The following is a 12,391-nucleotide window of genomic DNA, read 5'->3' as shown; positions in this document are numbered from 1 at the left end:
CGGCACCGCCCCGCCCGGACGGGACGGGCCCCCGGCCCTCCGCACCCGGCAGCCGTCCCCCACCACTCGGAACACTACGTGCCACCACTGACAACGCCCCCGGGCCGGAAGCGGGCGGGCGCCCCGGCCGGAACACGGATGCGGACACCCCCGTCCCACAAGACGCCCGAACACCCCCGCGCGTTGCCTGCGCACGGAAATCGGCGTGAACGCCCTCCCACCACGACACCGGCCCCGGACGCCGGTCGCCGGTCGCCGGGCATCAGTCGCCGGACTTGATCAGCCGGTCACGACCACTGGTCACCACCGCCGCCTGCGGACGGACCGGCAGGCGGTCGACCGGGCGACCGGTGGCCGCGCAGACCGCGACAGACGCCCGCCACCGAGCATCAGCCACCGGACGTCAGTTCGCCGGACCTGACCAGCCGGTCACGACCACTGGTCACCACCGCCGCCTGCGGACGGATCGGCAGGCGGTCGACCGGGCGACCGGTGGCCGCGCAGACCGCGACGGACGCCCGCCACCGAGCATCAGTCGCCGGACGTCAGTCGCCGGACCTGACCAACCGGTCACGACCACTGGTCACCACCGCCGCCTGCGGGCGGATCGGCAGGCGGTCGACCGGGCGACCGGTGGCCGCGCAGACCGCGACGGACGCCCGCCACCGAGCATCAGTCGCCGGACGTCAGTCGCCGGACCTGACCAGCCGGTCACGACCACTGGTCACCACCGCCGCCTGCGGGCGGATCGGCAGGCGGTTGACCGGGCGGCCGGTGGCCGCGCGGACCGCGGCGGCGATGGCCGCCGGCGAGGTCACCACCGGCACCGCGCTGACCGCCTTCGCGCCGAACGGCGCGACCACGTCCCGCTCCTCGACCAGCTTCACGATCCGGATGTCGGGCACGTCCAGGGCGGTCGGCAGGGCGTAGCCGGTGAGATCGGGGTGCCGGACCAGACCGCGCGGTGTGCGCAGGTTCTCGGTGAGCGCGGCACCCACGCCCTGGGTGACGCCCGCCTCGATCCGGGCGGCCAGCTGGGCCGGGTTCAGCACCCGCCCCACGTCCTGGGCGACGGCCAGTTCCACGACCCGTACGGAACCGATCTCGATGTCGACGTCGACCACGGCGCGGATCGCGCAGAACGACATCCCGACGAAGGCGTCGCCCTGGCCGGACTCGTCCAGGGGCTCCGTGGGGTGCGGACGGCACTGGGCGGTGGCCCACAGCTCCTTGCCCACCAGTTCGTCGGCGACGGGCGTCGACAGCACGCCGTCGTACGAGGTGATCCGGCCGTCGCTGATCTGGAGCAGTTCGGCGGACATGCCGAACTTGTGGGCCAGGGGCGCCAGGAGCTGGGTGCGGACCATCTTCGCCGCGCGCTCCACCGCACCGCCCGACACCCAGGTGTGCCGGCCGCGGCTGCCCGCGCCGGCCGAGGGCTGGTCGGTGTCCACGGGTGCCACCCGCACCTCGTCGACGCCGAGGATCTCCTGGACGATCTGCCGGGCCAGCGTGGTGAAGCCCTGGCCGGTCTCGACGGCCGCGCACAGCACCGTCGCCACCCCGTCCTGGACCTTCACGGTGGCCGTGGACACCTCGTCCGCGCCCTCGCCGCCGAGCATGTGCACCATGCCCAGGCCGTAGCCCACCCCGCGGCGCACCGCACCCGGTTCGCCCGCGCCCTCGGGGCCGCCGGGCAGCAGCCACTCACCCTCGGGGGTGTCCTTGGGCAGCGGCGGCAGCGGGTGGTCCCGCACCGCCTCGAGGAGTTCGGCGACCGGGGCCGGGCAGGTCACGGTCTGGCCGGTGGGCAGGACGTCACCGGTCGCCATGACGTTGCGCATGCGCAGTTCGGCCGGGTCGAGGCCGAGCTTCCTGGCCAGTTTGTCCATCTGCGCCTCGTAGGCGGCGCACACCTGCAGGGCGCCCTCGCCGCGCACGTGGCCGGAGGGCGGGTTGTTGGTGCGGACCGCCCAGCCCTCGATGAAGGCGTTCGGGACGACGTAGGGGCCGCAGGCGAAGGCGACGGCGGCGGCCAGCGCGTCCGAGGACGTGTCGGCGTAGGCTCCCGCGTCGAGCAGGATCTGCGCCTCGACCTTCACCAGCCTCCCCTCGGCGTCGGCGTGGTGGCGGTAGCGCAGCAGGGTGGGGTGGCGGTGGGCGTGCCCGAGGAAGGACTCCTCGCGCGTGGCGGTGAGTTTGACCGGGCAGCCGGTCTTCAGCGCCAGCAGGCCGAGCGGCAGCCGGAAGCTCTGGTCCTCGCGGTCGGCGGTCGCGCCGGGCACCCCGGTGACGACGATCTTCACGCGCTCGGGGTCCAGGTCGAACGCGGCGGCGGCCTCGTCCCGGTCGCCGTGCGGGTCGGTGGAGGCCAGGTACAGCTCGACGCCTCCGTCCGGGCGGGGGACGGCGAGTCCGGCCTCGGCGCCGATGGGCGCGGGGTCCTGGCGGCCGATGCGGTACAGGCCGTCGACGACGAGCTCACCGGCCGCGTCGGGGTCGCCGTGGCGCAGCGGGATGTGGCGGATCAGGTTGCCGTCGGGGTGCAGCGGCTCGGCCTCGAAGGCCTGTTCGGGGTCGATCACCGGGTCGAGCACCTCGTACTCGACGATGACGGCGGCGGCGGCCATCCGCGCGGTGTCCGGGTGGTCGGCGGCGACGGCGGCGATGGCCTCGCCGTGGTGGCGTACGACGTCGGAGGCGAAGACCGGGCGGTCGGACCGGCCGCGCTCGTACACCGGGGTGCCGGGGACGTCCTCGTGGGTGACGACGGCGTGCACGCCGGGCATCTCGCGGGCGTGGGTGGTGTCGATGGACGCGATCCGCGCGTGCGGGTGCGGGGAGCGCAGCACGGCCGCCCACAGCAGGCCCTCGGCCCACAGGTCGGCGGCGTACGGGAAGGTGCCCTCGGTCTTGGCGCGGGTGTCGGCGGCCGGCAGGGAGACACCGAGCCCGCGCGGGGGCGCCTCCGTCCCGGCGGCGTCCTCCGTGGTCCGTGCGGCCTGCACGGTGGCGGCCTCGTTGCTCATGCCTGGTCTCCGTCCCGGCCGTGCGGCCGGTCATGCGGTCCGGGGTCCGTGAAGGCGGCGGGGCCGACGCCGCCGGCGCCCGGTCCTGCCTGGTGCGGGATGCGGAACCCTCCCGTCCCACCGCCGGATCCGTGTTCCGGGCCCGTCCCCCGGTGCGTGTCCCGGTCCGTGTCCCGGTCCTCGTCCTGGCCGTCCTGGTCGTCCTCGGCGTGCGCGGCGAGTTCCTCCCGTTCGGCGACGACCTCCTGGACGGCGTCCACCACGCCCCGGTAGCCGGAGCAGCGGCACAGGTTGCCGCACAGCGCCTGGCGGGTCTCCAGCGGGGTGGGCGCCGGGTTGCCCTCCAGCAGGTCGTGCACGGTCATCGCCATGCCCGGTACGCAGAAGCCGCACTGGACCGCGCCGCACCGCGCGAGCGCGCGCTGCACGTCCGACGGCCGGCCGTCCTGGGCGAGGCCCTCGACGGTACGGACCTCGTTGCCGGCCGCGGTGACGGCCGGGACCAGGCAGGACGCGACGAGGCGGCCGTCGACCTGCACGTTGCAGGCCCCGCACTCGCCCTGCGAGCAGCCGTCCTTGGCGCCGGCGAGGCCGAGGCGCTCGCGCAGCACGTAGAGCAGCGACTCGCCGATCCAGGCGTCGGTGACGGGCCGGTCGGTGCCGTTGACGCGCAGCACGTAGGAGGCGAGGGGGTGGTCGTCGTGCGCGGCGACGAGGAGCGGTTCGTGCCCGGGTGACGTGTCGTCGGGTGCGTCCGGGCCCACGTCCGGGCCCACGTCCGGGCCCGCGTCCGGGCCGGTGTCGAGGGGCGGGGCGGGTTCGGGGGCCGCGGCTTCCGGTCCGGCGTCCCCGTCCGGGGCCGTCTCGGTGTGGTCCCTCGCGCCCTCGGGTGCCGCTGCGGCCGGGGGGGCTCCCGGGCCCTCCTGGGCGTCGTGCGGCTCCTGGGGCCGCTGGGCGTCCGCGACGGCCCCCTCGGCCCCCGGAGCCCGCCCGTGCCCGTCGGCGGGCCGTGCGGGGCCCTCCGGATCCGGCTGCGGGTGCTCACGGAGCTCCGGGGCGGACGGTCCGCCGACCGCCTCCGGGTGGTCCTCGGGGCCGGGCCGCCAGTGGGGCTCGGCGGGGGCCGGCTGCGGCACCCCGGTCGACCGGGGCGGGGTGTCGTGCCCCGGAGCGGGCCACCCGTCGGTCCGCTCCCGTGCGGGGTCGGCGGTGTACTCCTGGCCGTACGCGGGGGCTCCCTGGCCGTGCTCCGCGCGCCAGTCGGTCTCCGGGCCGTCCTGCTCGCGGCCCTGGCCCCCGTCCTGCCCGCGCTCCTGCTCCCCGCCGGGAGCGGAGTGGGGGTGGTGCTCCGGGTCCACACCTGGCACTCCGGGGCCCCACGGCTGTCCGATGGCCTGCGCGGCCCAGGGCGCGGAGGCGCCGCCCGGGGGGGTGGGGGGCGGGGCGACCGGCGGGGTGGCGCCCCACTGCTCGGCCAGCGCGGAGGTGGTGAACTCGCCGGACTCGTCCGGGAGGTCGCCGCCGGCGACGGGGATCGACCACTGGCCGGTCACGTCGGAACCCGGTGCCTGTGCCGGGCCGCCGGCGCCGGGCGGTTCCTCGAAGTGCCACTGGCCCGAGGTCCCGGGGTCGTACGTGAACCGGTCCTGGCCGCCGTACTGCTGCGCCGCCTGTGCCCCCGGGTTCTCCCCCGCCTGCCCGGCCTGCGGGTCGTGCCACTGGGCGCCGTCGGCGGGGGCGCCCGGCGCTCCGGTGCCCGGCACCGCCCAGCCGCCGGCGACCGCGGGGTCGGTGCCCGCGGTGGTGGCGGTGATGGACGGCGGCACGTAGCCGTGGCCGGGTGCGGCGAGCGGGCTCTCCATCGAGTCCAGCAGGGCGTCGATGCCCCCCTCGGGGAGCTTCACGAAGGCGGTGGCGCCGTCGTCGTAGTCTCCCTGGGGCAGCGGGTCCCAGCGGCTTCCGCCGCCCTGGGACGTGCCGGACGTGCCCTCTCCGTGCTGGTCGTCGGTCACGACAGCGCCCTCCCCAGTGCTCGTCGGGCCAGTGCGGCGACGGTGCGCCGCAGGTGCAGTACCGCGGGCGGCAGCGACGGGACGGAGCCGTCCTCGTCGGGTACCGGATCGGGGATGCAGGCCGCGGCGACGTACTCCCCGAACGCCTTCAGCGCCTCCGGCACGAGCGCGCGGTTGTTGTCCCAGTCGATGAGCTGGGCGACCCACTGCTCGGCCTCCAGGGGCCGCAGCGCCATCGGCGCTATGGCGCCGACCGCGCAGCGGACACCGCGCCGGGCGGGGTCGAGGACCAGGGCGACGGAGGCGACCGCGCGGCCGGGGCCGGTGCGGCCGGTGGCCTTCAGGAAGACCTGCGGGGCGTGCAGCAGCGGCACGCGCACGTAGCCGATGAGTTCACCGGCGCGCAGCATGTCCATCCCGGCCAGCAGGTGCGACACCGGGATCTCCCGGCGGGCCCCGCCCTGGCCCGCGATGATCAGCGTCGCCTCGAGCGCGGCCAGCACGGGCAGCGCGTCCCCGGTCGGGGCGGCGGAGGCGATGTTGCCGCCCAGGGTGCCCGCGTTGCGGATGTGCGGCGGTCCGGCGGCCCGCGCGGAGGCGGCGAGCGCCGGGATGAGGGCGGCGAAGTCGGGGCGGCCCATACGGGCGTGGGTGAGGCCGGCGCCGAGCAGCGCGTGGCCGTCCTGGTACTGCCAGCCGCGGATCTCGCTGATCCTGCCGAGGCCGACCAGTGCCGTCGGCCTGAGCTGCCCGGAGTTGACGGCGGCCATCAGATCGGTGCCGCCCGCGACGGGCACGGCGGCGGGCACGGCTGTCAGCGCCGCCACGGCCTCGTCCAGCGTCGTGGGCAGCGTCACGGACTGCGCCGCCTGCGGTGCGTGCGTGCTCAAAACCGACTGCCCCTTCCCGCGGCCCCACCTGGCCCCACCTGTTGCAGCCGTACGGTACGACCTGACAGGGCGGACGTGGCAACTCTGGCACATCTTCGCGAGCACCGAGGACAGGGGTCCACTAGGAGACGTTCACCCACTTCACAGCCCACTTGGTCCGTTTTCGCACACCATCGCCCGTGCGCTCGAATGGGAACGGTTCGGAGGATCTTGATCCCTTTTCGCACGAGCTGTCCACCATGGGGCGGGCTTCCGGGCATGGCCGGTTCCGGCCGGGCTACGCGCCACCGGCCCGGTGCCCGCTACCGGTTCGGTGCCCGCTACCGGTTCGGGGGTGCGCCGTCGAGGGGGCGGCCCAGCACGCCGGGGCGCCGCTGCCAGGGCAGCGGGCCGGTGGGCGGGCGGTAGGCGACGCCGAGGGCGTCGAGCCGCCGGTAGTGGGCGGTCATCCGGCGCTCGAAGCCGGCGAAGTCCCGCTGCGCGGGGGCGGGCAGCGGGCTCCAGGCGACCTCGGCGAGGGCCACGAGCCGGGGGAAGACCTGGTAGTCCACCCGCGCCTGGTTCTCGGTCACCTCGGACCAGGCGTTGGCCTGGGTGCCGAGCACCCGCCCGGTCTCCTCGGGCGTGAGGTCCGCCGGTACGGGCTCGAACCGGTAGACGTCCTCCAGGGTCCGCACGTACCCGATCGGCACCGGCTCCTCGGGGCCCGCGTCCTGACGGTGGTCCAGGTACACGTGCTGCTCGGGGCACATGACCACGTCGTGTCCCGCGCGGGCGGCGGCGGCCCCGCCGGCGTAGCCGCGCCAGGAGGACACGGCGGCGCCCGGGGGCAGGCCGCCCTGGAGGATCTCGTCCCAGCCGATCAGCCGGCGCCCGCGCGCGGCGAGCCAGCCGGCGAAGTGCCCGACGAACCAGGACTGGAGGGCGTCCTCGTCGGCCAGTGAGAGAGCGGCGATCCGTTTCTGCGCGGCCTCCGAGGCACGCCACTGGTCCTTCGGGCATTCGTCGCCGCCGATGTGGACGAACGACGAGAACGAGGGCGACGGCGCATACGCGGCGGGACCCGCGGCGTCGGCGGGGAACAGTTCCAGGACTTCCTCGAGAACCCCTTCGTAGAAGCGCAGGGTGGTGTCGGTGGGGGCGAGTACGTTCGGGCTGATCCCCCAGGTGTCCCAGACGGTCAGCGAGGAGGTGTCGACGACGTCGGTGTTGCCGAGTTCCGGATACGCGGCGATGGCGGCCTGCGAGTGGCCGGGCACGTCGATCTCGGGAACGACGGCGATATGCCGCTCGGCCGCGTAGGCGACGATCTCCCGGATGTCGTCCCGCGTGTAGTGGCCGCCGTGCGGTGTGTCGTCCCACAGGGGCGAGGCGCGGTGGCCGGTTTTCGTCCTGGTACGCCAGGAACCCACCTCCGTCAGCCGCGGGTACCGCTCGATCTCGATGCGCCACCCCTGGTCGTCCGTCAGGTGGAGGTGCAGGACGTTGAGTTTGTGCGCGGCCATCAGGTCGAGGTGGCGCAGCACGCCCTCCTTGGGCGTGAAGTGCCGGGCGACGTCGAGCATGAGGCCGCGCCAGCGGAAGCGGGGGGCGTCCTCGATGGTGACGTGCGGCACGGCCCAGACCCGGTCGCGGGCGAGCGGAGCCCTGCGGTACGCGTCGGGCCCGAGGAGCTGCCGCAGCGTCTGGGCGCCCCAGAAGACACCGGCCGCGCCGCCCCCCTCGATCAGGACGCCGTTCCGGTCGCTGACGAGGCGGTACTCCTCGGGGCCGAGCCCGGAGCCGAACCGGAGTCCGATACCGTCGCCGCCGGTGCCGTCGGGCTCCCGTCCCTCGCGCAGCGGCAGGCCGGTGGCCTGCCGGAGCACGGTGCGCAGCCAGTGGCCGACGCCTTCCGTCGCGGTGCCGGCGCAGAGCCGGGAGTCCGCCGTCAGCCGCACTTCACCCGAACCGGCGACGACGCTGCGCGGTGCGGGAATCAGTTCCGTCAATGCTGTCACGTCAGTCCTTCACCGCGCCGCCCGGGCCGGAGACCAGGCGCCGCTGTACGAGTAGGAAGAAGACCGGTACCGGAACCGTCAACACCGTGGACGCCGCCATCACGCCGCCCCGCTCGCGCGGGCGCGGCCGGCCACGAACCGCCGGCAGCAGTACCCGGTCCACGCCCCCCGAGCTGCCGGGCGCAGTCATCCGGCGGAGCCGAACGCCTCGTTCATCTTCCTCTCCGCGCTCTCCGCGGCGGCGTCCACGTCCTTCTTGCCGCTGACGACCTCCTGGAACATGGTCGGCAGTACCAGCGAGGCGTCGATCTGCGCCCAGGCGGGCGAGGCCGGCACGAACTCGGTGCCGGCCTCGAGGGTCTCCACGAACGGTTTTCCGGCGGCCGCCTGCCGGCGCACGTCCGAGAAGGTCGGCAGGAAGCCCATCGCGTCGAACAGTTCGCCCTGCGCCCTCTTCGAGGCGAGCCGCTGCATCAGGTCGACGGCGGGGGTGCGGTGCGAGGTCGACTTCAGGACACCGAGGTTGTTCCCGCCCGCGAAAGCGGGGGCGACGGAACCGGGCTCCACTCCCGGCAGCGGCACGACGGCGTCCTTGCCCTTCACGGTCCCGGCCTCGATCGCCGCGTGGCTGAAGTCGCCGCCGATCGCCATGGCGGCCTTGCCCGAGGCGAAGGCGGTCACCGTGTCGTTGCCGCCCATGCCGGCGCACCTGGCGGCCGGGCAGTTGTCGTCGCCGAAGAGGGAGGTGTACGCCTCGATGCCCTTGCGGGCGGCGGGGGTGTCGATCGCGGAGGCGTACGAGCCGCCCTTGCCGGTGGCGAGTTCGCCGCCGTGGGCCCAGAGGAAGGGCATCGCGCCGTAGGTGTAGGCGCCGCCGACGGCGATGCCGTACAGGTCCGGCTTCGCGGCGCGGATCTCCTGCGCGGTGGAGATCAGTTCGGCCTGCGAGGCGGGGGGTTCGAGGCCGAGTTCGTCGAAGACGTCGGTGCGGTAGTAGAGGGCGCGCACGCCCACGAAGTACGGCGCGCCGTAGACCCTGCCGCCGACGGTGACCGACTGCCGGGCGGTCGGGTCGGTGTCCTTGGCCTCGTCCCGGGCACCGAACTCCTCGGTGACGTCCGCGAGTCCGCCGTCCTTCACGTAGCCGGCGGTGTCCGTGTTGCCGTACTCGACGAGGTCGGGGGCGGACTTCGGGTCGTTGAAGGCGGCCCTGACGCGCTCGGCGCGGGTCTCGACCGGGATGTGCTCCACGGTGACCTCGGTGCCGTCGTGCGCCTTCTCTAATCCGGCGACGACGGATTCGACGACCTTTTCCTTGGGTGCGTTGTTCACCTCCTGGAAAAGCCAGACGCGCGAGGTCCCGGCCCTCTCGTCCTTTCCGGAGGAGGAGTCCCCGGAAGTCCGGGGCGCGCAGGCGGCGGTGGCGATGACGGCCGCGAGGGCGACCGTGCGGACGGACAGCTTCATGGACTGCTTCCTCCGATGAAGTGTTGCACCATGCGCAACGCCGGTTTCGCCGTGCACGACAACACCGGAGGTCAGAGACCGGGTGAACGAGCCCACAAGAGGTCTCCACCACTCTGTGACCGGCGGACGCACTCCGTGCAACCGCGGGCAGCACGAAGGCCCCCAGGGCGCACACAACGCGCCCGGGGGCCGGAGCCCGGCGCGGCTACTTGTCGCCCTTGCCCTTGCCGCCCTTGCCCTTGTCGTCGTCGCCGCCACTCATGGACTCGTAGATCTCCTTGCACATGGGGCAGACGGGGTACTTCTTCGGGTCACGGCCGGGCACCCACACCTTGCCGCACAGCGCCACGACGGGCGTGCCGTCGAGAGCGCTCGCCATGATCTTGTCCTTCTGGACGTAGTGGGCGTAGCGCTCGTGGTCGCCGTCACCGTGGGAGGTCTGCGGCGTCGGCTCTACGAGGGTCCCCGTACCAGTCCCGCGCTCGGGCTCAAGAGTGCTCATGAAGCCAAGAGTACTGAAGCTCACACGCCTCAGTTGAGCGAAGGGTCGTCCGGATATGTGGCCACCATCGCCAGGTCGCCCCGCTGGCGGCGCAGCACCTCGCGCCAGAGCCGCTCGGGCACCGGGGACGAGACGTCGCCGGGCTCCGACTCGACGACGTACCAGGCGCCTTCCACCAGTTCGTCCTCCAGCTGACCGGGGCCCCAGCCCGCGTATCCGGCGAAGATGCGCAGCGAGCCGAGGGCGGCGGCGAGCAGCTCCGGCGGCGCCTCCAGGTCGACCAGTCCGATCGCGCCGTGGACCTGGCGCCAGCCCAGCGGCGCGGCCGTGGTGCCCGCCCCGGCCCCGCCGGGGACGACGGCGACGCCGAGGGCCGAGTCCAGCGACACCGGGCCGCCCTGGAAGACGACCCCGGGTTCGCCGGCCAGGTCCGCCCAGCCCTCCAGGATGTCGCCCACGTCCACCGGGGTCGGGCGGTTGAGCACGACACCGAGGGACCCCTCCTCGTCGTGGTCGAGGAGGAGCACGACCGCGCGGTCGAAGTTCGGATCCGCCAGGGCGGGCGTGGCCACGAGCAGCCGCCCTGTGAGCGAGGACACCTCGGTCATGCCAGACATGATCCCGCATCTTCCCCCTCCGTGGGGAGGCAATGGGAGTACGGGGGTGGTCGCGGCCGTCCCGCGCGGGAGCGGCCTGGTGGGGCGCCCGTCGGGGTGGGCCGAAGCGGCCCGCCCGGGCCGGGCGGGCGTACGGAAGCACCCCCGGCGCACGGTGCCGCCGGTGACCCCGGGTGTCCGGACGGGGACTTCCCGTGCCGTGGCGGCCCGGGGGCGGGAGCGGGCCGTGCACGGGCTGGTGGACCGGGCGTTGCGGGCGACTACCCTTGCCCTTCTGGCCCTGCCCCCTCCACGGAACGCGAGATTCATGACCGTCAACGGCGCTGAAGACGTACTGCTTGTCCACGGCGGGACCCCGCTGGAGGGGGAGATCCGTGTCCGCGGTGCGAAGAACCTGGTACCGAAGGCCATGGTCGCCGCCCTGCTGGGCAGCGAGCCGAGCCGGCTGGGCAACGTTCCGGACATCCGCGACGTCCGCGTCGTCCGAGGGCTGCTCCAGCTGCACGGGGTGACGGTCCGTCCCGGCGACGAGCCCGGTGAACTGGTGCTCGACCCCACGCGGGTGGAGAGCGCCAACGTCGCCGACATCGACGCCCACGCGGGTTCGTCCCGCATCCCGATCCTGTTCTGCGGCCCGCTGCTGCACCGGCTCGGGCACGCGTTCATCCCGGGGCTGGGCGGCTGCGACATCGGCGGCCGGCCGATCGACTTCCACTTCGACGTGCTGCGCCAGTTCGGCGCGACGATCGAGAAGCGTGCCGACGGCCAGTACCTGGAGGCCCCGCAGCGGCTGCGCGGTACGAAGATCAAGCTGCCGTACCCGTCCGTCGGCACGACGGAGCAGGTGCTGCTGACGGCGGTCCTCGCGGAGGGCGTCACCGAGCTGTCCAACGCGGCGGTGGAGCCGGAGATCGAGGACCTGATCTGCGTCCTGCAGAAAATGGGCGCGATCATCGCGATGGACACCGACCGGACCATCCGCGTCACCGGTGTGGACAAGCTCGGCGGCTACAACCACCGCGCCCTCCCCGACCGCCTGGAGGCGGCCTCCTGGGCGTCCGCGGCGCTGGCCACCGAGGGCAACATCTACGTCCGCGGCGCCCAGCAGCGCTCGATGATGACGTTCCTGAACACCTACCGGAAGGTCGGCGGCGCCTTCGAGATCGACGACGAGGGCATCCGGTTCTGGCACCCGGGCGGCCAGCTCACGTCGATCGCGCTGGAGACGGACGTCCACCCGGGCTTCCAGACCGACTGGCAGCAGCCGCTGGTCGTCGCCCTGACCCAGGCGACGGGCCTGTCGATCGTCCACGAGACGGTCTACGAGTCCCGGCTCGGCTTCACCTCGGCGCTCAACCAGATGGGTGCCCACATCCAGCTCTACCGCGAGTGCCTGGGCGGCTCCCACTGCCGCTTCGGCCAGCGCAACTTCCTCCACTCGGCCGTCGTGTCGGGCCCGACCCGGCTCCAGGGCGCCGACCTGGTCATCCCCGACCTGCGCGGCGGCTTCTCCTACCTGATCGCCGCCCTCGCCGCCCAGGGCACGTCCCGCGTCCACGGCATCGGCCTGATCAACCGCGGTTACGAGAACTTCATGGACAAGCTGGGGGAGCTGGGGGCGAAGGTCGAGCTGCCCGGCAAGGCGCTCGGCTGAGACCGGCTGACCGCCGGCACCGGCACCCCCGCCCGGCCAAGGGGCCGGGGGGCGTCCCCCCGGACAGACACAGCATGGACAGGCCGGGGAAGCCGGAGGCGGAGGCCGGGCTGCCCGGCAGGGCGCCCGGCCGGCGGGCCGGCCCCCGGCCGGCCTGTTGCGGTCTCGCCAAAGGGGCGGCCACCCGTTCGGGTGGCCGCCCCTTTGGCGTCGCTGTGCG

Annotated in this window: 8 protein-coding genes and 1 pseudogene; 1 reads left to right on the top strand and 8 read right to left on the bottom strand. The window is 74.2% G+C overall.

The genetic code is table 11. The features are described 5' to 3' along the window. Positions 1 to 686 precede the first annotated feature (686 nt). From ORI94_RS16785 to ORI94_RS16750, 8 genes and pseudogenes are all read right to left on the bottom strand, one after another. A complete protein-coding gene (locus ORI94_RS16785) occupies positions 687 to 3,029 on the bottom strand; it encodes a xanthine dehydrogenase family protein molybdopterin-binding subunit (RefSeq protein ID WP_266076094.1) in 2,343 nt (780 codons plus the stop codon). Then, positions 3,026 to 5,041, bottom strand: a complete 2,016-nt coding sequence (locus tag ORI94_RS16780) for a 2Fe-2S iron-sulfur cluster-binding protein (RefSeq protein ID WP_266076092.1) — start codon at positions 5,039 to 5,041, stop codon at positions 3,026 to 3,028. Before ORI94_RS16780 ends, ORI94_RS16785 begins: the two co-directional genes overlap by 4 nt. Beyond that, positions 5,038 to 5,931 carry an FAD binding domain-containing protein gene (locus ORI94_RS16775; protein ID WP_266076090.1) on the bottom strand — a complete coding sequence of 298 codons (894 nt, stop codon included), beginning with the start codon at positions 5,929 to 5,931 and terminating at the stop codon, positions 5,038 to 5,040. Before ORI94_RS16775 ends, ORI94_RS16780 begins: the two co-directional genes overlap by 4 nt. A gap of 320 nt (positions 5,932 to 6,251) precedes the next feature. Next, entirely contained in the window at positions 6,252 to 7,922 is a 1,671-nt protein-coding gene (locus tag ORI94_RS16770) for a beta-N-acetylhexosaminidase (RefSeq protein WP_266076484.1), read from the bottom strand. A 10-nt stretch (positions 7,923 to 7,932) separates the two neighbouring features. Continuing rightward, positions 7,933 to 8,040 (bottom strand): annotated as a pseudogene (locus ORI94_RS16765) (carbohydrate ABC transporter permease); the annotation flags it as partial. Between the two features lie 77 nt (positions 8,041 to 8,117). After that, complete coding sequence (locus ORI94_RS16760; protein ID WP_266076088.1) at positions 8,118 to 9,398, bottom strand: extracellular solute-binding protein; 1,281 nt, start codon at positions 9,396 to 9,398, stop codon at positions 8,118 to 8,120. 205 nt (positions 9,399 to 9,603) lie between these two features. Further along, positions 9,604 to 9,900: a DUF3039 domain-containing protein gene (locus tag ORI94_RS16755; protein ID WP_266076086.1), complete on the bottom strand. Its 297-nt coding sequence runs from the start codon at positions 9,898 to 9,900 to the stop codon at positions 9,604 to 9,606. Positions 9,901 to 9,929: 29 nt separating this feature from the next. Further along, positions 9,930 to 10,508, bottom strand: coding sequence for a YqgE/AlgH family protein (locus ORI94_RS16750; RefSeq protein WP_266076482.1), 579 nt, complete (start codon positions 10,506 to 10,508; stop codon positions 9,930 to 9,932). Positions 10,509 to 10,824: 316 nt separating this feature from the next. On the opposite strand from ORI94_RS16750, the gene murA reads away from it, so the two are divergent. Then, positions 10,825 to 12,171: a UDP-N-acetylglucosamine 1-carboxyvinyltransferase gene (gene murA, locus ORI94_RS16745; protein WP_266076084.1), complete on the top strand. Its 1,347-nt coding sequence runs from the start codon at positions 10,825 to 10,827 to the stop codon at positions 12,169 to 12,171. Positions 12,172 to 12,391 lie beyond the last annotated feature (220 nt).

The organism is Streptomyces sp. NEAU-W12 (genome assembly GCF_026242095.1).
Lineage (GTDB): Bacteria > Actinomycetota > Actinomycetes > Streptomycetales > Streptomycetaceae > Streptomyces.
This window is presented reverse-complemented; position numbering and strand designations above follow the sequence as displayed.

Excerpts from the sequence above, each read along its gene's own strand:
- ORI94_RS16760 (WP_266076088.1), bottom strand. The coding sequence starts at position 9,398 with ATGAAGCTGTCCGTCCGCACGGTCGCCCTCGCGGCCGTCATCGCCACC.
- ORI94_RS16755 (WP_266076086.1), bottom strand. The coding sequence starts at position 9,900 with ATGAGCACTCTTGAGCCCGAGCGCGGGACTGGTACGGGGACCCTCGTA.
- ORI94_RS16785 (WP_266076094.1), bottom strand. The coding sequence starts at position 3,029 with ATGAGCAACGAGGCCGCCACCGTGCAGGCCGCACGGACCACGGAGGAC.
- murA (WP_266076084.1), top strand. The coding sequence starts at position 10,825 with ATGACCGTCAACGGCGCTGAAGACGTACTGCTTGTCCACGGCGGGACC.
- ORI94_RS16750 (WP_266076482.1), bottom strand. The coding sequence starts at position 10,508 with ATGACCGAGGTGTCCTCGCTCACAGGGCGGCTGCTCGTGGCCACGCCC.